This is a genomic window from Flavitalea plasmicola, from assembly GCF_030546645.1.
Taxonomy (GTDB): Bacteria; Bacteroidota; Bacteroidia; order Chitinophagales; family Chitinophagaceae; genus Puia.
The window spans coordinates 583754-605779 of the sequence record NZ_JAUOTO010000004.1 but is presented as its reverse complement, the minus strand read 5'-3'; the positions used below and the strand labels follow the sequence as shown (position 1 = coordinate 605779).

At 50.0% G+C, this 22026-nt stretch carries 16 protein-coding genes; 14 read left to right on the top strand and 2 right to left on the bottom strand.

All coding sequences use genetic code 11. The features are described 5' to 3' along the window. Complete coding sequence (locus Q4E93_RS16665; protein WP_303587089.1) at positions 1-1908, top strand: metallophosphoesterase; 1908 nt, start codon at positions 1-3, stop codon at positions 1906-1908. Positions 1909-1938: 30 nt separating this feature from the next. After that, positions 1939-4179, top strand: coding sequence for a ligand-binding sensor domain-containing protein (locus tag Q4E93_RS16660; RefSeq protein ID WP_303587088.1), 2241 nt, complete (start codon positions 1939-1941; stop codon positions 4177-4179). A gap of 10 nt (positions 4180-4189) precedes the next feature. Here Q4E93_RS16660 and Q4E93_RS16655 read toward each other — a convergent pair whose 3' ends face one another. Next, positions 4190-6565 (bottom strand): ABC transporter permease, encoded by a 2376-nt coding sequence (locus Q4E93_RS16655; protein ID WP_303587087.1) that lies wholly within the window; start codon positions 6563-6565, stop codon positions 4190-4192. Between the two features lie 127 nt (positions 6566-6692). On the opposite strand from Q4E93_RS16655, the gene Q4E93_RS16650 reads away from it, so the two are divergent. The 7 genes from Q4E93_RS16650 to Q4E93_RS16620 all read left to right on the top strand — a co-directional run bounded on the left by Q4E93_RS16650 (position 6693) and on the right by Q4E93_RS16620 (position 17553). Next, positions 6693-7178 (top strand): hypothetical protein, encoded by a 486-nt coding sequence (locus Q4E93_RS16650; protein ID WP_303587085.1) that lies wholly within the window; start codon positions 6693-6695, stop codon positions 7176-7178. 105 nt (positions 7179-7283) lie between these two features. Beyond that, positions 7284-7865, top strand: coding sequence for an RNA polymerase sigma factor (locus Q4E93_RS16645; RefSeq protein WP_303587083.1), 582 nt, complete (start codon positions 7284-7286; stop codon positions 7863-7865). A gap of 74 nt (positions 7866-7939) precedes the next feature. Beyond that, positions 7940-9136, top strand: a complete 1197-nt coding sequence (locus Q4E93_RS16640) for a FecR family protein (RefSeq protein WP_303587081.1) — start codon at positions 7940-7942, stop codon at positions 9134-9136. 155 nt (positions 9137-9291) lie between these two features. Further along, on the top strand, positions 9292-12624 hold the full coding sequence (locus Q4E93_RS16635) for a SusC/RagA family TonB-linked outer membrane protein (RefSeq protein WP_303587080.1): 3333 nt from the start codon (positions 9292-9294) through the stop codon (positions 12622-12624). Positions 12625-12634: 10 nt separating this feature from the next. After that, a complete protein-coding gene (locus Q4E93_RS16630) occupies positions 12635-14179 on the top strand; it encodes a RagB/SusD family nutrient uptake outer membrane protein (protein WP_303587079.1) in 1545 nt (514 codons plus the stop codon). 55 nt (positions 14180-14234) lie between these two features. Continuing rightward, positions 14235-15050, top strand: coding sequence for a phytanoyl-CoA dioxygenase family protein (locus Q4E93_RS16625; protein WP_303587077.1), 816 nt, complete (start codon positions 14235-14237; stop codon positions 15048-15050). A gap of 4 nt (positions 15051-15054) precedes the next feature. Continuing rightward, positions 15055-17553, top strand: a complete 2499-nt coding sequence (locus Q4E93_RS16620) for an alpha-L-rhamnosidase-related protein (protein WP_303587075.1) — start codon at positions 15055-15057, stop codon at positions 17551-17553. Positions 17554-17558: 5 nt separating this feature from the next. Here the strand turns inward: Q4E93_RS16620 and Q4E93_RS16615 are convergent, their stop codons facing one another. Continuing rightward, entirely contained in the window at positions 17559-18266 is a 708-nt protein-coding gene (locus Q4E93_RS16615; protein ID WP_303587073.1) for a Crp/Fnr family transcriptional regulator, read from the bottom strand. A 124-nt stretch (positions 18267-18390) separates the two neighbouring features. Between Q4E93_RS16615 and Q4E93_RS16610 the strand changes: the two genes are divergently transcribed. Genes Q4E93_RS16610 through Q4E93_RS16590 form a run of 5 tightly spaced genes read left to right on the top strand, consistent with a single transcriptional unit; the run spans position 18391 to position 21983 of the window. Further along, on the top strand, positions 18391-18666 hold the full coding sequence (locus tag Q4E93_RS16610) for a hypothetical protein (protein WP_303587071.1): 276 nt from the start codon (positions 18391-18393) through the stop codon (positions 18664-18666). A gap of 16 nt (positions 18667-18682) precedes the next feature. Beyond that, complete coding sequence (locus Q4E93_RS16605; RefSeq protein WP_303587069.1) at positions 18683-19285, top strand: methyltransferase domain-containing protein; 603 nt, start codon at positions 18683-18685, stop codon at positions 19283-19285. A gap of 9 nt (positions 19286-19294) precedes the next feature. Further along, a complete protein-coding gene (locus Q4E93_RS16600) occupies positions 19295-19714 on the top strand; it encodes a DUF983 domain-containing protein (protein ID WP_303587067.1) in 420 nt (139 codons plus the stop codon). Then, positions 19701-21353, top strand: a complete 1653-nt coding sequence (locus Q4E93_RS16595) for a SulP family inorganic anion transporter (RefSeq protein WP_303587065.1) — start codon at positions 19701-19703, stop codon at positions 21351-21353. Before Q4E93_RS16600 ends, Q4E93_RS16595 begins: the two co-directional genes overlap by 14 nt. A gap of 45 nt (positions 21354-21398) precedes the next feature. Next, positions 21399-21983, top strand: a complete 585-nt coding sequence (locus Q4E93_RS16590) for a Crp/Fnr family transcriptional regulator (protein WP_303587062.1) — start codon at positions 21399-21401, stop codon at positions 21981-21983. Positions 21984-22026: the final 43 nt, after the last annotated feature.

Sequence of the window (22026 nt, the reverse complement as noted above, 5' to 3'; positions counted from 1 at the left end):
ATGAGAAAAATATTGCCACTGGCTCACCTGCTTTTTGCTATATCCCTTAACGGCGCCGCCCAACAGGAAAAAATGCGCTTCGTTGTCAGGCCCTACCTGCAATTCGCCACGCAGCACAGCATCCGGGTGCGCTGGGAGACTTCAGAGATGGCCACTACCCTGGTGGAATATGCGCCTGCCGGCTTCAGGAGCGGCAAGGTCCGCTTCACACAGAAAATATCGCAGCCGGGTACGCGCCTCATGCATGACGTAGAGCTTGAAGGGTTGAAGCCGGAAACCAATTACTTCTACCGGGTCAGCTCCATCCTCCCCGGCGGCGACACCCTGATCAGTGAGATCAACCCATTTCGAACAGCCGTTAACGACAGCTCCGCCTTTGCCTTCTCCGTATTCAGCGACTCGCAGGAGCGACCGGCGGTGTGGGGGAATATCACCCGCCTCGCGGAACGGGAAAGACCCGACTTCGCACTTCACGCAGGCGATCTCGTGGACCTCGGCTACATTAAAAAAGACTGGACTGACGAGTTCTTTGCCCCCGCCTATGACTTCATGAAGAAGATCCCCCTCTATTCCATCCTTGGCAACCACGAACACGACGCTTCCTGGTATTACCAATATATGTATAATCCCGCCCCCGCATACCGCTATAGCTTCCGCTATGGCAACGCCGAGTTCTTCATGGTAGACACCGACCAACCCATCGGCCCCGGATCGGATATGTACAACTGGCTGGAACAATCCCTGGCGAGGTCCACCGCCACCTGGAAATTCGTCGTGCACCACTATCCCCCCTATTCCTCCGATGCAGACGATTTCGGGGACACGGGAATGGAACGATCCATATTGGGCGATGAAGACGCTCGCGGACTGGTCCCCCTCTACGAAAAATATGGCGTGGACATCGTCTTCGACGGGCATATCCATCTCTATGAACGTACCTGGCCCATCCGCGGCAACAAGGTCGTGGACCACGACGGCGTCATCTATGTCACCACCGGAGGAGCGGGAGGCGACACCGAGATCGCCGCGCCCACCCGCTCCTGGTTTACCAACACCGTCCGTACCGTCCACCATTTCTGCTACTGTGCCGTCAACGGCAATAACCTTCAGTTCAAAGCCATCGACGAGAATGGCCTGCTCTTCGATTATTTCGGTCTCGATCGCAGCCGACACGCCACTGCTGCCGCAAACATCGCCCCCGCAGCTCCCGTCTTCCCACTCGAACGCCGCGTCTTCCCGGACACTTTGTCCGTATTCCTGGACGCAGCTTTGCCGGACGATACCATCCGTTATACATTGGATGGCAGCCGGCCGAACGCGTCCTCCCCCCTCTATACCAAACCCATCCTCCTTGACAAGACCACCACCATAAACATCGCTTCCTTCAACCGCTCAGGCATGAGCCGCATCAACACCGCGACCTTCGCCCTCCTCAAGCCCTATGCCGCCACTGCCCTCCACCATCCCGGTCAAGGCCTCTCCTATCGCTATTTCACCGGCCAGATCAAAGACCAGGACCTTGAAAAATTCCAACACTGCCTGTTCTCAGCCCAGGGCACGGTCCCTGTCCCGGCCCCGTCTCTCATACCCCATCGCAGGCAGTATTGGGGAGCTATATACGAAGGCTTCATCAAGGTCCCTTCCGACGGGTATTACAAATTTGAAGGCCATGCGGACCATATCTTCCGGCTGCACATAGAGCATCGCCTGCTGATGGAGGAGCTGGACCAGGAGACGAATTTTACCTCCGGCCTCTACCTGAAAGCAGGTTACCATCCCATCCGGATCGACTACTATGACAGCCGGGCAGACCGCGCCTTCCTGGAATTTTATTACAGCGGCCCCGGCATACAACGGCAGCCCGTACCCGCTTCCGCTTTTTTCCACCTGTCAACCCAAAATGATTAACTAATCAACGACACCATGATATTACCTTGCATGAGACGATCTGCTAACCTGGTCCTTTCCATCGCGCTCTCCATCCTGGCCAATCCAATCACTGCACAAAAGCCATTCCCCGGCCAGCCTTCCCATCGGGACCTTCCTTTCCGGCAACTATACAGCATCAAATATAAATTTGACTTTCCCCCTTCCCCAAACGCCCATTCCCCGAAAATATCCTGCGACCGCAACGGCGTCATACAGATCGCCGCTCCTTCCGGTCTCCTTAAACCCTCCGGCGGCGCCCTGCTGCACCCGGGACGGCTGATACCCGATCCATCCTACAAATACATAACAGACATACACATACGATCTATCGACGTGTCCGACGGCCAGCTGGTCTATTTGGACGGCAAGGCGGTCTTCAGCAATGCCTGGGCCGGAAAGCTGTACATAAAACATGCCCTGCCCGACGCGGCCCTGTTCCGCTGCGGTCCGGCATTTTCATTCCTGGTCTCCGACGGCAGATCCCTCCGATACCTTCGCGACAGCGCTGTATGGACGGGTGATGCCGGCGACAAAGTGATCGACATACTCTACGACAACCGCCGCTCATCCTTTTGGATCCTGGGCGAACATTCCCTCTCCGTTTTTTCGACACGGGACCATACGCTGCGCAGCCACTATAAAGGAAATGACTTCACCTGCTTTGCCCTCGACAGCGCCCGGCAGCTCATCGTAGGCACCCATGACGGCTACTTCACCCTCAGCGCGGACAAAGTCCCTGCACCAGCCAATGCCCGCCCCGTCATCCGCCGGGATCTACCCGCCACCGACCTCTCCGTCATCCGCATCATCGACGGCAAGACCTGGTTCGGCTCGACAGCAGGCGCATTCATGATGCAGGGCAACAGCCAGTTCGATTACTATTCCTCCGAAAGATGGATCCCTTCGGACAATGTCACAGACATTGCCAAAGGAAAAAATGGCTCCATCCTCCTGCTGACTGACAAGGGTCTCGGCATCATACATTCCAGTCCCATGACCCTCTACGATAAAGCCACGTTCTTTGAAGAGCAGGTGCGCACGAGGCATATCCGCAATGGCTTCAATGCCACAATTTCCCGTATGAAAGAAGGCAACCCCGACACCGGCATCCTCGAAGACTCCGACAATGATGGCCTCTGGTCTGCCATGTACCTGGGCGCAGAAGCCTTCCGCTATGCCGTCACCCGTTCGCCCGAAGCCCTTCAAAATTGCCGCGAATCGCTCGATGCGATGGAACGATTGTTCATCCTCACGCCTGTCAGCGGATTTCCGGCAAGATCTTTCGAAAGAAGAGGATACGCCTCCGCTGATACGCAAGTGTGGAGAAATGCCGCAGACCCGCAGTGGGACTGGAAATCCACGACCAGCAGCGATGAGGCCATCGGGCATGTTTTCGTTTATGGCGTCCTGGCCGAGGTCGTGGACGATCCCGATATAAAAGCCAGGGCTATTCGCCTGCTGGATACCCTCATGGGCCACATCGTCGAACATGACCTCTACCTCGTGGACTGGGATGGACAGCCCACTAAATGGGGAAGGTGGAACCCCGCATACGTCAATGCCAGACCGGTGATGGTGGGAGACAGAAAGATCACCTCCTCGAATATCCTCGCCATGCTGCAGACAGCCTGGCATTTTACACATAAGCCGGTCTACAGGAACAAGGCCCTCGAATTGCTGAATAAGTATGGTTACCTCGATAATCTGATGCGTCCAATGAAAGACATCGGTCCCGCACCTGACAACGCCGACCAGCTGAGCAAAGACCTCTCGGACGGATGGAACCATTCCGATGACGAAATGTATTTCCTCGGCTATTGGGGATTGTACCGCTATGCGCTCAATGATACCCTTAAGGCAAAGTTCAAATCAGCCATCATCGACCACTGGCAGATTGAACGGCCCGAACAGGAGGCTGCCTGGAATATTGCCACAGCCATCACAAGCGTAAAAAGCTTCGACCTTCCGGAAGCGGTCAATTACCTGCAACGCTACCCCATGGACCTCGTCAACTGGCAGGTGACCAACAGCCATCGTAAAGACCTGGTGCACATAGCGCCCAATTTCCGCAATCAAACGATCACCAGGGTGCTGCCTCCGGACGAGCTGCCCATCACACGCCACAACGCCAACCGGTTCACCTTGGATGGTGGCGACAACGGCACCTCGGAATACAGCGCCGGGGATATATGGCTGCTGCCCTACTGGATGGGAAGATACCTGGGCGTCATAAGCCCGCCCGCTCATTGATGCCGCCTGCTTATTCTGATCGAAGGTTGCGGACTGGATTGGCCAACCCAGCCGCAACAGCCTGGTAGCCCACGGTTACCAGGGCGATAAAGATGGCCAGCAGCCCGGCGACGATAAAGGTCCATGCCCCCATATGTATGCGGTAGTTGAACCCTTCCAGCCAGGAATGCATGGCATACCACGCAATGGGTGTTGCGATGATCACCGCAACGACGACCAGCCGGACAAAATCCCTTGCCATTAAAAATGCAATGCCGGCCACAGATGCGCCCAGGACCTTGCGGATTCCGATCTCCCTCCTCCTGGATTCAGCCATATAAGACGCAAGTCCAAACAGGCCCAGACATGAAATGAAGATCGTCAGCGCACTGAAAAGCAGACCCAGCCTGGCTTCCTGCTGCTGCGCCCTGAACTTCTTGTTATACGCCTCATCGGTGAAATAATATTCAAAGGGGTATTGAGGGTTGTAGCGTTTAAAGACCGCTTCCGCTTTTTTAAGATCCACCGACACGGGATTTTCCGGGTTAAGCCTGAAATGCAGCACTGGATAGGTCGTCGAAAGACCCTGGATGATCATGGGCTCGACGGCTTCATAAGGAGACTCTATTATGAAATCCTTCAGGACACCCACTACATGGCAGTCGACACCCTGACCATTCCTGATCATCTTACCCACAGGATGATCGAGTCGCATGGTTTTCACCGCCGACTCATTCAACAACACCGCAGTGCTGTCTGTAGGATAGGCCTTCAGATCGATATCCCTCCCCTGTAACAGGCGGGTTCCGGTAGTTTGTATAAAGTCAGCATCTGATTCGAATTGCAGAAAATTGATCTTCTTGTCGGCTTCCACACTGCCAGGCCAGGAGAATCCCGCCGCCGCCCCCCAGACCCTGGTCATGGGAGAGAACAGCCTGGTCACTGCGGTGGCGGCCCCGCTGCTGATCAGATCCCGCTTGATCAAATCATAATGCTTTATTACATCGCCCTGTACAAAGGTATATACCAGTTTGTCCTTGCTATACCCTGTGTCCCTCTCCCGTGCAAACCGGATCTGTCTGTCGACAATGATCGTGCAGATAATAAGGATGATGGCAAATGTGAATTGGAGCACAACCAGCACTTTGCGCGGTGTCAGCAGCGCATTCACTTTATGAAAGGTCCCCTTCAGGACCGCCACGGGCCGGAAAGAAGAAAGATAAAATGCAGGATAGCTGCCCGCAACTACCCCCGTGAGAAAGACGAATCCTATTGCAAAAACCCAAAACCGCGCATCTTCAAAATTAATCCGCAGATCGGCGCCGATCAGTTGGTTGAAACTTTTCAGACTGAGCGCCACTATGCAAAGAGCCAGCACGAAGGATAATGCTGCCAGAACCATACTCTCCCCGATGAACTGGGCCACCAGCGAACCCCGGATCGCACCCACTACCTTCCGTATGCCAACTTCCCTGGCACGCTTTGCACTGCGGGCCGTGCTGAGGTTCATAAAATTAATGCAGGCTATCAGCAGAATAAAGATCGCTATGATCGTAAACAGCCTCACCGTGGAGATCAGCCCGCCCGTAAGCCTGCCATTCTCAACCTTGGAATATAAATGCGCACGGACAAGAGGCTGGGTAAAGGTTTCCCGTCCCGCACCTTTACTCTCCGTTGTTTGCCGCTGAACGATGTTTTTTACTTTCAGGTCGAATGCTGCCTCGGAAGTTCCCTGCTTGAGAATTGTATACGTGACGGCATCCGTATTCTTCCAGGACCCTCCATTGTTATCCCATCCCAGCCGGTGAAGGTAGCTCCAGGGTAAAAGGTACTGAAAACTGAACCCGGTGTTATCGGGTAAGTCCTTTAGAACGGCGGTCACCCTGAAATTATCCGCGCTGTCAACGCGTACCGTCTGGCCAATAGGGTCCGTGTCGCCAAATAAGGACTTTGCCACATGCTCGGTAAGCACAATGTCCTGATCCCCGCTAAGCGCCGTCCGCACATCCCCTTTCAGCAGCGGGAAGCTGAAAACGGACAGGAATCCGGCATCGGCAAATGCACCCTCAAGATTGAAATGCTTCTCTCCATTGCTCGTCAGGAAAAAGACAGTCCTTATCCTGACGGCTTCCTCTATTTCAGAAAAGTCCTTTTTCAATTCCGGAGCCATCAGCGAAGACACACGCGGCCACGCTTCTGGCTTGCCGTTGTATTCCTCCCGGGTATATAATTGGTAAATACGATTGGCTTTCGCATGCCACCGGTCAAAACTGTATTCATGCTGCACCCATAATCCGATAAGCAGAGCGGATGCCATACCAATGGCCAGGCCGGTAATATTTATGGAAGAAAAAGATTTGTTCCGCCATAGATTGCGGATAGTGACCAGGAAGACATTCTTCAGCATTTGAAAAGCATTTTAGTTTGATCGATGGGTTGACATTCATTTCCCAAAAAATGAACCAAACACCGACTAGGTTAAAAATCAAACAATTACAGTTCAGCAATGCAAGTCCCTGTTCGCTTTCGATACAATGACCGACCGTTTTTTGAGTATTGAAGGCTGTGGCAGGGATATTGCCCCTATAGGTGAAGGCCCTTCCAATCACAGTTCAATTAATAACATAAAAATGCTAACAACAACGAAAAACCTGGGCATCTGGATGGATCACTCCTCCGCCCATTTAATGGAATTCACCACAGAGCCAATCACGACAAACATCATTTCTAACCCATTTGCCCACCGCCAAAATGAACACGGTCTGGGAAAAAGTAAGGATGGGATGCACCACAAGGAGCAACAGCAGCAATCGGGGTATTACAAACAATTGGGCAACTTTATCCTCAACTTCGAGGATGTCATCCTCTTCGGGCCGACGGATGCAAAGGTGGAACTATTAAATCTTTTAAGGGCCGACCACCAATTTGAGAAAATAAAACTTGAAACGAAAGACACCGATAAAATGACCCAAAATCAACAGCACGCTTTTGTGAAGAATTACTTTTCGAATCGGTTATGACAGGGTCCACCATCCTGCACCGTCCTGCCATGCAGAAAACAATTTGCAAAAAATTTTTAGTTCTGAAAATAAGTCTATTTTTGGTTCGACAAGGCTCGACCCATTTTGAGAAGCGCGCTGCCATATATTGAAAAAGACGAAAAAGAACTTGTTCTTCTGATTGCAGACGGAGACGAGATCGCATTCAAACAATTATACCGGCGCCTGCTCCCCTACCTGGCAGGCACAGGGATCAAACTACTAAGATCGGAAGAAGTAGTCGCCGAAGTCATCCAGGAAACGCTGATCAGGCTCTGGCTCCATCGCGAAAAATTACGCAACGTCCAATACCCCCGCGCCTGGATCTTCAAAATATTTTCCAATGAATGCTTCCGCTACTTAAAACAAAATGGACTACAGCATATACCATTGGAAACGCTTACAGACACCGACCTGAACAGCATCATCAATAACTCCGAACACGCATTTTCCATGAGAGAGACCCAAGGAATCATTCATGATGCAGTAAGGTCGCTTTCTCCCCGGCAAAGAGATATCTACCGGCTGAGCCGGGAACAAGGACTGAAAATTCCGGAGATTGCTGCACAGCTCGGCCTGACTTCCAAATATGTTAAGAAAACACTCATTGTGGCCCTCCGGGCCGTCCGGCGCAAACTCGTGGAAGCCGGGAAATCTTTGTCTCACTAATAATTCCTCCTTTTTTTTAATGGCAATGGGGGCCTAATGCAATTTTGCAGGGTCTCTTTACTATATACTATTCCATGATCAAGTCACGCCTGGCCTATTTGGTAGAGCGATATATGAATAATGCCATTTCTACCTCCGAACAGGAAGAGCTATCGGACTTTATTGAACAATCCGGCAATGAAGCATTGTTCTCACAGGTGATGATGGACCTATTGGATCGGGCGCCGCAGAAGGACAACGATTTGAAGCCCTACGAAGACCTGGCCGATAAAGCACTCCGCGCGGGCAGACCAACCGATCATTCGTCAGCCAGGACCTACAACATCGGAAGGTGGACTGCGGCAGCCGCCTGCGTGCTTCTGATAGTGCTGGCCGGCGTTTATTTCCGCCACACCAGCTCGCCGGTGCAGCCCCGGCTGGTGAAAAAAACCAATAGCACCAATGAGCTTATTGTACCCGGTAAAAATGGCGCGATCCTTACCCTCGCCGATGGTTCAAGTGTCCTGCTGGACAGCCTGGGCAACGGCAAGGTAGCAAGCCAGAACGGCGCGGATCTGGTGATCTCTCAGGGAAAGCTGGCTTACTCCACCACGGGAAGCACCTCCGGCGAGATTGCCTATAATACATTAAGTACGCCAAAAGGCCGGCAGTTTCACATTAAGCTTCCCGACGGTACCGAAGTATGGCTGAACGCAGCAAGCGCTATTCATTACCCTACCATTTTCACCGGCAAGGATAGAACGGTTGAGCTTACAGGAGAAGCTTATTTTGAAGTAGCCGGCAATCCCTCCATGCCTTTCATCGTAAAGGTCGACCAAACGGCCGGTATAAAAGTATTGGGTACGCATTTCAATGTCAATGCATACAGGAACGAGCCGGTCATGAAAACCACCCTGCTGGAAGGCAGCATTCAATTCCACACCGGCATCGAAATGGCGCCGGGAGAGCAAATAGTTAAGCTGAGGCCGGGCCAACAATCACAGCTGGAGACCAGTACGCGCAAGCTCGCGATCGAGAATGACGTGGAAACAGAAAAAGCCGTGGCCTGGAAGAATGGGATATTCAATTTCAATGATGCCAGCCTGCAGGAGGTCATGAATCAGCTGGAACGGTGGTATGATATTGAAGTAGCGTATGAGAATAACATTTCTCCTATCCGCTTTTATGGAAAAATGACAAAGAATATCCCTTTGAACGATCTGCTGCTGATCCTTGAAAAATCACAAGTTCATTTTAAAGTCGTAGGGAGGCGACTGATTGTCCTGCCATGATATGAAAAAATTAGGTCTATGAAAAAACCGGAAGTGTGGGGACACTCCCGGCGAAAATTTAGTTGACCTAAAAGACTGTAGTTAACCACTTTTATTAACAACCAAATCAATTGCAATTTATGCAAAAAACCGCTATTGGGAAAACGCTGTTTGTCATGAAGTTAACCTTTGCATTACTAACTGTTGCATTTATCCAGGTGCACGCTGCAGGCCTGGCCCAGAATGTCTCCATCGTAGGCAGGGCCATCCCAATGAAAAAAGTCTTCTCAGACATTGAAAAACAGACCGGTTACGTCGTTTTCTGCAACCGGGAGGTCATGGCCTTGACAAAGCCTGTCACCATCCACGCCATTCAGATGCCGCTCGCTGAGCTACTTTCATCTATATTGAAAGGTCAGCCCGTGGAGTTTCTCATCAGGGATAAGACCATCGTCCTGTTTGAAAAGAAATCTCCGCCCCAGCCTTTGCCGGCATTGGACAGCAGCCAGGTATTTCCTCCTGTCTCGGGCATAATACGCGGAAGTGATGGCCAGCCGCTGGCAGGCGCTTCAGTGACCGTCAAGGGCAGCAAGACTTCCACTACCACGGGCAATGACGGCACTTTTTCAATAAACGTAAGACCCGGCGATGTATTAATTGTCTCATTCGTAGGCTATGCCACCAGGGAATACAGAGTTGGTTCAAAGACGGCAGAGTTGGACAAGAGCATCGATATTACCCTCGCCTTGTCAGATGCCAAAATGAGCGAGGTGGTGATAGTAAGCTACGGCACGCAAAATAGACGCGACATCACAGGGTCCATCAGCCAGTTGAACACCGCAGAGGTAAAGGACATGCCGGTGAGCAACATAGGTCAAAAGATCCAGGGCAAGTTCGCGGGCGTACAGATCAATCAGAACAGCGGCCAGCCGGGGGTTGAAATGTCCTTCCGGATCCGTGGCGCAGCATCCATCAATGCAGGCAACAGCCCCCTCATCGTAATCGACGGGTTCCCTACGGAAAGCGGCCTTCAAACCCTAAGCCCCGACGAAATTGAAAGCATCACTGTCTTAAAGGATGCATCCGCATCCTCATTATACGGCTCCCGCGCCGCCAACGGCGTAATATTGGTCACTACCAAACAGGCTAAGGTAGGCAGGCAAAATATTGAATTCAGTGCCTTCAACGGGCTCCAGACCGTATCCAAAAGAGGCAGGCCGGATTTAATGAACGCACCCGAATTCGCGCAATTCAAAAAAGAATATTATGAAGATGCCGCCACCTATGAAGGCTACGCCGGTGGCGTTCCGGCACAATATCAAAATCCTTCGCAATACACCCCCTCCTCCGGCACCAACTGGTTTGACGTATTGTTGAGAAAGGCGCGCACCCAGAATTATAACCTGGCGCTTTCCACAGGCACCACGAATCTCAAGTCTGTGGTCAACCTTAACTACAACAAGCAGGATGGTGTGATGCTGAACCAATGGGCGGAAAGATTTACCGCAAGGGCCAACAATATCTACACCGCTTCGGATAGGCTGACATTGGGATTGAACCTGGGTGTAACCTACCGCAATCAGAATATTACGCCCGGATTAGGCGAAGGCCGCAACATTATCCAGGTGGCCTACCTGACAGATCCCACCCTTAATTACAAAAATGCCGATGGGACCTATCCTATTGGATTTGCGCCGCCAGGTATGTTCTCCACCCCCAATTACTACCAGGTGCTGCAGCAAACGGTCAACCTGACTAAAAATACGACCCTGATAGGAAATGCCTATGCCACTTATAAAATTATCGAAGGGCTTAAGTATAAGGTCAGCTTAAATGTAAATACGGATAATTCTGTCAATAGAGCCTTTAGTCCATCCACCATATTGGGAGGAACTTCGCCCGCATCTTCAGCTTCCGGAAGCTATAACACCAGCAACTTCCTGTCCTGGCTCATCGAAAATACATTGACCTATACCAAATCCTTCAACAGGCATAATATAGAGGCCTTCGTTGGATACAGTTCCCAGAAAGTCACACATGAAAGCAGCAACATCAATGGCACCCAGTTCCCGGATGATAATATCCAATGGCTCAATGTCGCCGCAACAAGGATCGGCAACGTAGACGCCAATGACTTTTCCCTGGTATCGTTCATCGGAAGGGCAAATTATGATTACGACGGCAGGTATCTGCTCTCCGTAGCATTCAGGAGAGACGGCTCGTCCAAATTCGGGTCCAACACCAAGTACGGGAACTTCCCTTCCGTCTCAGCCGGATGGATCATTTCCGACGAACAATTTATGAAGAACGTCAACAAGCTGAGCCTGCTTAAATTAAGGGCGAGCTACGGCAAAGTAGGCAATAACAACATAGGTAACTACACCTACCTGGCGGGTGTGAGTCAGAGCAATTACACTTTCAACAACCAGCTTGCCTCCGGCAGCACTTTGAATGGCATAGGCAATCCAAATTTAACCTGGGAAACCACGTCCGGTTATGACCTTGGTTTGGACCTGGGCCTTTTCAAAGGCAGGGTTTCTTTGACCTATGATTATTATTGGAAAAAAACGGACGGCCTGCTTTATGCCATTGATGTACCCGTACAGTCAGGTTTCAACAGCGTGACCTCCAACATCGGCCGATTTGATTTCTGGGGCCATGAATTTACCATCGAAACCAAAAACCTGACGGGCAAATTAAAATGGAGCACCGCCTTTAATATCTCCTTCGACAGGAATATGGTAAAAAAATTGGGCACCAGTGATGCACCGATTGGCGCCTACCAGGAATATTGGGATGATAACAGGACGGCAGTAGGCCATCCGATAGGCATGTTCTTTGGCTATATCAACACAGGCGTCTATATGACCCAGCAGGAATTCGACACGCAGCCGCACGACGCCACCGCCATGGTGGGCACCGCAAGGTTTGCCGACATCAGCGGACCCAATGGAAAGCCCGACGGGAAGATAGACATCAATGACCGGGCATACATCGGAAACCCCAATCCGAAATTTACCTATGGCCTTACCAACCAGCTGAATTATAACGATTGGGACTTTTCTATAACAGTAGCAGGGTCGGTCGGGAATAATATCGCAGATGATGCTTTCCAATCCACGGAGAACCTGGATGGCGTATTCAATGTGAGAAAAGGCGTGGCCAGGCGTTGGAGATCGGAAGCCAACCCCGGCGATGGCATCTACCCCAGAACAAGATCCGGCACCACGGCGGATTTCCGCAACTTCACTACCCGGCAGGTCTTCAGCGGTACGTACCTGATGGCAAAAAATATCACCTTAGGCTATACATTCCCAATAGGCGCAAATGCCTATATAAAAAGCGCAAGGCTGTACCTGAGCGCCCAAAACGCCTTCACTTTTACAAAATACCCGGGGATGAATCCCGAGATCGGCTATGCCGGGTTAAACGGTCTCAATCAGGGACGTGACTTCACCGCCTTTCCTATTGCGAAAACTTATTCAGTAGGAGTAAACGTTAACTTTTAAAAAGAACATTATGAAGAATAAGTTTCTATATATCATCATGCTCCTGGCGACCCTTTCCGCCTGCAAAAAAGACTTCCTGAATCTCGTTCCCGAAACTTCCTTAAGCTCCGCCTCCTTCTTTAAAAATAAGAGCCAGTTCGACCAGGCCGTGGTAGCCGCCTATCAACCCCTCCGCGTCATAGTACATACAGGCTTTTATATGGATGAAATGCGATCGGACAATACTTTCTTCACCCGCTACAATGCCAACAGAGGACTGGAGACCAGTACAGAATCCCTGGCCGAGTTCCTGGACGATGCCAATTCCAGCGCTCAGCCAAATTCACCCGGCAACAGGTACGGCAACGATTATTCCGGCATCGCGAGAGTGAATACCATCCTGACCAGGATCACCACTGCTGTTCTCACCCAATCCGCAAAGGACTCCATTTCCGGTGAAGCATTGTTCTTAAGGGCCTTTTATTATTACGACCTGGTGCAGCATTACGGTGGCGTCCCTTTGCAATTGAAAGAATTGACAGCCCCGGAGCAAGCCTTCCAACCCCGCAATACGGTCGATGAAGTGTATAAACAGATCGTTACCGACCTGAAAGCCGCCATTCCCCTGCTCCCTGTGGTAACTACCTTTCCTCAATCCGGCCGGGCATCCAAAGGAGCCGCAAAAATGCTGCTGGCATATGCTTACATGTCCCAGCCGACGAAAGATTATCCTTCCGCCGAAACCGAGCTGCTGGATATCACCAACATGAACTATTCCCTGCTGCCCAACTATGCGGATGTATTCGACCCTGCTAATAAGAACAATGCGGAGTCCATCTTCGAAGTTCAGTATATGTCAGATCTGGTAAGCGGCCAGCAAAGTAATTTTGCGTGGATCTTTATTCCCAAAACCCTCAACTCCGAGGTGCTCACTGGCTTCCACGGCAGCACGATGAATATCTTCAGCGGCTGGAACGTACCCACCCAGGAAATGGTCGATTCTTACGAATCCGGCGACCAGCGGTTGCCCGCATCCATAGCCGTGGTGGAAGGCACCATCAGTGGCGTGGAAGACTATACGGCCAAGGACCTCAAAAGCCCTGTCGGCTTTACACCCCAGCCGGGCCTGACGAATTTTTACATGATCAAAAAGTATTTTCATCCCCCTTATTCCATCGAGTTCAATACCCCGGACGACTGGCCGGTATTTCGCTATTCCGGAGCGCTGCTATTGCTGGCTGAATGCCTGGTTGACGAGAACAAAGCCGGTGACGCCCTCCCCTATTTGAACCAGGTCAGGCAAAGAGCCGGCCTCGCACCGTTGGCCCAGGCCACCGCCGACAATGTAGCCAATGAGACCCGGCACGAGCTGGCTTTCGAAAATCACCGCTGGACAGACCTTATACGCATCGGAAAAGCTATCGACGTACTGAATGCAAAAGGCGTGACATTAAAAGCGCTCTACGGCTGGCTGCTGCCCACTTCCTTTAACGTCACCGAAAACAGGCTGATATACCCACTTCCGTACAGGGAAATACAAATTAATACAAAGCTTACCCAAAATCCCGGTTATTAGTACCTTGAAGACAATTAGCAGGGGGGCCTCCCCCCTGCTATTAAAATCAATAAACATGAAAACTTCACTCTCGGAAGCGCAAGTGCTCTCCTATCAGAAAGAAGGTTTCCTCCTGATCGAAGATTTTTTGTCCGCGGATGAATTGTCGAGCTGGCGGACAGCAGTCACCGAAGCCATCGAACAAAGAGGCGGGAGAAAATTGCCGTACGGCGATGTAAAGGTGGGAGAAGATGATGGCATTAATAAAGAGAGCGATTACTACGGAAAGGTATTCGATCAGCTGCTCAACCTCTGGCAGACTAATGATAAAGTAAAACAAATAATGCTGGATGAGAAGCTCGGCAAAATGGTGGCGACATTGGCCGGCTGCAGCGGGATCCGGATCTGGCACGACCAGGCATTGATCAAACGCCCATGGGCGAACCCAACCTCCTGGCATCTCGATACGCCGTTCTGGTCTTTCAGCGACAGACGCGCCATGTCCATCTGGGTGGCATTGGACGACGCCACCTATGAAAACGGCTGCCTCTATTTTATTCCCGGCTCCTGCCACAAAACTACATTCGAGAACCCCGGCATCGGGAAAAATATGGATGCCATATTTGACTTCTACCCACAGTTTAAAAATTCAAGGTCCGTAGCTGTCCCCATGAAGGCAGGCAGCTGCTCTTTTCACAATGGTCTGACCATCCACGGCGCAGGCGCCAATATGACCAATGGTTTCAGAAGAGCAATGACCTGCGCCTATATGCCGGACGGCGCAACCTTCAACGGCATCAAAAATATCCTCACCGACGAACAGGTGGCTAAGCTGAAAGTAGGCGACCTCCTGAACGATAACGCACAAAATCCCTTGATCTACAGTAAATAAAAGTATGCGTACATTCCTGATTTTCATTTATTCCCTCGTATTGGCTGGTCCCTGTTTTGCCCAAATAAATAATGACCCCCACGGTAAAAAGATCACCTTCGGCAATCCAAAGCTAAGGCTGACGCTGGACTATAGCAAGAGAGCAGCCATCACACAATTGATCGCCAATAGCCAGTCGATCATCGAAGATCCTGCAGGAATGTATTCATCCATTACAACCGCCACGGGTACCTTATCTACCTTACATCTTTCATCGGAACCTACGCTTAACATAACTAAAAACACCATTAGACTTTCAGGGATCACCTACGGCGATAAAAACCTCGCCATCCATGAGAATTGGACATTCCACATAACAGATAAAGATATCACGTTCGACATAGACCGTACCTTGTCCGCCCCTGTTGCCGCAGAGAAAGTAGCCCTGCCGGTTTTCATGTTCCGCGATATGTCAACCTGGGAAGGCGCCTACCAGGATTATGGGGGTCTGGCCTGGTTTTACCTCTTTAAGAAAATGGATACTTACGGCGTACACAGCAGCTCATCCAGGTTCTGGAACAGCACGACGGACAATGGCCTCACCATCTCCGTAGATGCACCGGGCAGTCACGTGGCGATGGACTACAGCCGTACCCCGGAAGGCAGGCTTGCCTATTCCATTGGGATCTCTCCAAAAGAATTCCTCCCCCGTTTTGATGCCGGCACGCAAAGAAGAAGGTTCGTCCGGGACACCTCCTATGTTTGGGCGCCCCTTAAAATGAATGCCGGCAAGACCCGCCAAAGCATCACCCTGTCCTGGTTCAGCTTTAAAGATCAGTTTGGACGGGGCGCCTTCAAGGGGATAAATGGTGATCAGGTAAGCGCCGTACTGAATACGATCGCAAGGATCGGCGTGATCGATAAGGAACATTTTGGCGGCAACAGCTGGCATACGCCCTATGGCCCCATCTGCCTGCACGAACAATACATCGCCCAGATGGGCCTGGCTATAAATGACGCCAGTTATTTAAAAGGTTATCAGCAGTGCCTGGATTTCTACCGGGACAATGCCATAAAGCCCGATGGAAGGGTCTGGCCAAGATGGGCCTATAGCAATGAGGACGCAATGCCGGACCAATTCACGGATAAAGGATTTTATGAAGCCCAATGGGGTTATTTATTGGATGCAAACCCTGACTTCGTCTCTAACGTAGCTGAACTATACGACCAGACAGGCGACCTTAACTGGGTAAGAACCCACCAACGATCATGCGAAAGAGCCCTGGACTGGATCCTTAAAAGGGACGCCAATAACAACGGCCTCGTAGAGATGATGACGGACAGCCAGCAGCAGCAAAGAGGCAGTGACTGGCTGGATATAGTCTGGGCATCCTATGAAAATGCCTTTGTTAATGCCAAGCTCTACCATGCGCTCGTCTTATGGGCGGCTATAGAACAGCAGCTGGGCAACAAAGAAAGAGAAAGTTACTACAGCCATTTCGCTGAAAAACTAAAAACCAGCTTTAACAAATCAGTGTCCGAAGGCGGCTTCTGGGACGATGAAAAAAAATGCTACATCCACTGGAGAGATAAGGACGGATCCCTCCATGGCAATAATATGGTCACCCCCGTAAATTTCATGGCAATCGCCTATGGCATCTGCGATGATGGCCCCAGGATAAAGATAATCCTGGACAACATAGAGACTCAGATGCAAAAGGAACACCTTTTCTTTTGGCCCGTTTGCATGTATAGCTACAAAAAGGGAGAGGTGAAAGATTCCCAGTTCCCCTTCCCTGAATATGAGAATGGAGATCTGTTCCTATCCTGGGGCAGCATCGCCGTCAAAGCCTATGCGGCTTACAGGCCCGCCCTGGCAGTAAAATATGTAAAAAATGTCCTGGCTCAATATGCGAAGGATGGTTTGGCATTTCAGCGTTACGGCCGTGAAAAGCAGGATGGCCGGGGTGACGATATCCTTTCCGGCAATAGCCTGTCCGTCGTTGGACTATACCAGGCCATCTATGGCATCAACCCTCGCTACAACAGGTTGTACCTGAACCCTCATATTACCCCCGAATTGTCAGGCACGGAATTAAAATATAATTTCAGGGGCCGGAAATTCACCGTTAGCCTGGACACAAACGCCTATAGGATGTCCAGCGGCCAGTCCAGAATCACTTCAGCCACCGACTTCGGCATGTATGTCACCGACACAACCCTCTCCTATTTCGATCGTAGCAGCGTCTCTGCATCCCTGAAAATCAAGACCCCTGCAAACAATAGGCTGGCGCTCGACATAAAAACCTGGAGCCGGGAAAAAATATCCTGGTCCCAAACTTCCAATTCCACTCAATTAATCTACGAATTGAATGACATTAAACCCAATACCAACTACGCCATCTCAATAAACAATAAGGCATTTAAAACAGTCAGAAGCAATGCGGCGGGTTCCCTTACTTTTCAAAATACAATCCACAGCAAGCCCGGTAAGATCGTTATTGTTATTCAACAAGATAATTAATTGTTCTATCTATAATTAGCGATCTTGATCAGCTTCTTTACATCCAGTACGATTATCTTCCTGCCCTTCGTCGTGACTACACCTTCTTCCTTGAACTCCGAAAGCATCCGGACGACATTTTCCCTTGCCGTGCCTACCAGGCTGGCCAGGTCGTCGCGGCCCATATTTATCTCGACAGGCTGGCCAGGCTCAAAATCGACCTTGTATTTTTCGCGGATCACAATCAATTGAAGGGCCAGTCTCTCCCGGACAGACCTTTGCGCAAACATGGTAAGGCTATTTGCAAGGACGGCAAACTCATGGCTTAAGGTCTTGAGAAGCCTTCGGTTCAATACGTCGGATTGTTTGATGGCATCCAGAAAGTCCTCTCTTGGAATAAAAGTAATGAGGCTTTCCTCTAATACGGCCGCAGAATCCGGATAATTGTCTCCGGAAAGAATAGCATGATAGCCCAATAGCTCCCCCGTGTTTGCAACATAAATGATCTGCTCCCTGCCCTCCCCATCCACTTTATATTTCTTTGCCTTCCCGTTTACGATATAAAAGATGCCCGCGGGAAATGCGCCCTCCCGGAAAATGATCTCCCCCTTTTTATAAAGTTGTTCCGATTTACGGGCCATGAGCAATTCCAAATCTCCCGAAGGAAGATCCGCAAGTATCGACTCACTTTCGAAATCCCATTGATCGATCGGAAAAATGCCCTTTATGCTCATACATTACAAATCTATTATATAAAAATTGATATAACTCACTTTTTTTAGTGATAAGTATTACCGGATGGCGGAAGCCCCTTAAGTAAATTTGCCCAGGCTTTTTTCTCCTCTAAAACACAACTTAATGGGAAATTCCAAATCCCCTGTCAGGCTGACGATACAGAACTTACAGCATCTAAAGGACAAGGGATTCCTGTATGTTCTTATTAAAGGCTATACCAGGGACGGACGGGTTGATTATATTGAGCTTGATTATTTCACGCTCATCCCGGTGAAAAGCCTTCCCGACGACCCCAACAAAAAAGAAATATACGAGCCCATCGATAGTACAATATTAACGGGATGGGCCAATTTTCCTGATGAGGGCCTGAAAATATTCATCGAAGAGGAGCGCCAATAATATAACAGAATGCAATATGCCCGTAATTAATAGATCCTGTCCAGGGAACTGGTTTGATTCCGATGTGGAATTTAATACACTTTATCCAATACACATCCAGGCGCTTGCAAAATATCATTGGACGCCTTTGCATATTGCAGCGAAAGCCGCTCGTTTCCTCGCCGGGGACGGCAATACGAAGATCCTGGATATTGGCAGCGGTGTAGGAAAATTCTGTTTGGCCGCCGCCTGGCATACGCCCAAAGCCTGGTATTTTGGAGTGGAGCAAAGGAAAAGCCTGATCGAACATGCCGAAAAGGCCAAAAGCAGCCTGCATCTTGAAAATGTTTCCTTTATACATGGAAATTTTACACAGCTGGATTTGAAGAAATACGATCATTTTTATTTCTACAATGCTTTTTACGAGAACCTGGACGGTACCGACAAGATCGATGACAGCATCGACTACTCCGGAGAGCTGTTCAATTATTACAACCGCTATCTATTCAAACAATTACAGCAAAAACCAGCAGGGACCAGGCTTTGCACGCTTTGCAGCCTCGAAAATGAGGTGCCGCCCGATTTCCATGCTATTAATTCGGACATGGATGGTCTCCTGAAATTCTGGGTAAAAGTATAATCAGCATATATGAGCAAAGTGCCAAATTTATTATCGACGATCCTCCATCAAAAGTGCCCCCGTTGCCGGGAGGGGGACATGTTTAAGAATAAGAATCCCTATCATCTGAGAACTTTATTCGGCATGTACGACAATTGCCCGGTCTGCCACCAGCGTATGGAACTGGAGCCCGGGTTCTATTATGGCACCGCATATGTAAGCTATTCACTGACGGTGGCTTTTTCCGTCTCCACCTTCGTTGCCTGGTGGGTCTTGATCGGCCTGTCTACCGAAGATAATAGGATTTTCTGGTGGCTCGGTATCAATGGGGTTTTATTAGTCTTGCTGCAACCTTTTTTCATGCGAATATCGAGAACAATATGGCTGTCCTTTTTTGTAAAATACGACAAGCATTGGAGAGAGGAAATTTCACACCATGCTAAGGCCTAAATTATTCGATACCCTCAAGACCTACCATAGGCAGCAGTTCACCAAGGATCTGATGTCTGGCCTTATCGTAGGCCTCGTAGCCCTTCCCCTTGCTGTCGCATTTGCCATAGCCTCAGGCGTATCGCCCGAAAAAGGCTTATATACAGCCGTCATAGCGGGTTTTATCATTTCTGCGATGGGCGGCAGCCGGGTCCAGATCGGTGGCCCTACGGGTGCGTTCATAGTGATCGTCTATGGCATTGTTCAGGTACATGGCATAGACGGCTTGATCATTGCGACTTTTATAGCCGGGATCATACTCATCGTCATGGGTTTTGCCCGGCTCGGCTCGGTCATTAAATTTATTCCCTACCCGCTGATCGTTGGATTCACCAGCGGCATTGCCCTTATCATTTTATCTTCCCAGGTCAAGGACTTCTTTGGTTTGCAAATGGGTGCTATCCCGGCCGATTTTACAGATAAATGGGAAAGCTATATTGCCCATTTTCAGTCGGTAAATATCTACGCCGTCCTGATCGGGTCCGCTACTATAGCAATTATCTCCCTATGGCCCAAGATCACCGGCAAAGTGCCGGGTTCTTTAATTGCCATTCTCTTTACCACTGCGATCATGCATCTCCTGCACTTACCGGTGGAAACCATCGGCAGCAAGTTCGGGAGCATCTCCTCATCTTTGCCAAAGGCAGTCTTCCCCCACCTGGATGTCAGGACCATAAAGAATTTAATACAGCCCGCCTTCACCATTGCATTGCTGGGAGGCATTGAGTCATTGCTGTCCGCGGTAGTTTCGGATGGCATGATCGGCGGCAATCACAGGTCGAATATGGAGCTGATCGCGCAGGGCACCGCTAATATATTTTCCGCGGTCTTTGGCGGCATTCCGGCCACCGGTGCAATTGCCCGTACCGCTACGAATGTAAAAAATGGCGGCCGTACGCCTGTCGCTGGAATGATCCATTCCATTACTTTACTGCTGATATTGCTTTTCTTCGGAAAATGGGCAGCATTGATCCCGCTGGCCACGCTGGCCGGCATATTGGTGGTAGTAGCTTATAACATGAGCGAATGGAGGCACTTCCTTTCCGTGCTGAAAGGGCCTAAAAGCGATAGAGCGATCCTCCTGGCGACCTTCCTGCTGACGGTATTGATAGATCTTACGGTAGCCATAGAAATGGGACTGGTCCTGGCAGCTTTCCTTTTCTTGCGAAATATGATCAGGTTCACCGAGGTCAGCAGCCTGAAAAAAGAAATGGAAGACAATGAAGGCGCCGATCAGATGGAAGACCCCGCCCTGCCCAAACACGTGGAAGTCTTTGAAATAAATGGTCCCTTGTTTTTCGGCGCCGCCTATAAATTCAAAGATGCCATGAGACTGATCGAACGGCCGCCCAAAGTGCTTATCATCCGTATGAGAAAGGTACCTATCATTGACGCCACAGGCCTCAAAACGATCAAAGATGTCTACACTGAATCAAAGCAGGGGGGAACTAAGCTGATCCTGTCGGAAGTCCACAGCGAACAGGTGATGGAGGAGCTGAAGGAAGCGAGACTGGTATTTGCCATCGGAAAGGCCAATATAACAGATACTTTTGAGGATGCCATCCAGCGAAGCAAGGTAATTCTATTGGAGGCAGGATAAAGCATCGGGATTCAGGCTTATCTTTGCCTGTCACTTTAATGCTTTATGCTTTTCCATTTTAGAAATAAATTCCCGCAATTAGATCCTTATCTGGATAAATATCTGAAATTCCAGCAGCGCATGGAAGTCCCGGCAAAAAAGACTTTGCTGGAAGAAGGAAAAGTATCCAAGCAGTACATTTTCATCGGGAAAGGTTGTGTGCGCGCATTTTTCAATAATAATGGAGACGACAAGACCATACAGTTCTTCTTCGAAAATGAAGGCCTTACCTCGTTCGAAAGCTTCATCAACAATACCCCCAGCTTGTGTACGATCGAAACGATCGAACCCTCGATCCTCTATATACTCCCTAAAAAATACGTCACCCAATTGATGGATGAGTTAAGCCATGAACCCGGCTTCGTGCAAATGATCCTTCAGATGTCGGCCCGGCGCCAAACCCATTATATGAATGAGTTTGTTTCCTTTATCCGCGATACCCCTGAAGAACGCTATAAGAAATTATTGAGTGAAAGGCCGCATATCGTTCAGCGCGTACCCCAGCATTATATCGCCTCTTACCTCGGAGTCAGCAAAGTGCACCTGAGCCGTATCAAAAGTAAGCTTGCTAAAGGCAAATTACATTTCTGAACTTAATAACATATGTTATCGCTCCGTCGCTGCTTCCGGTCTA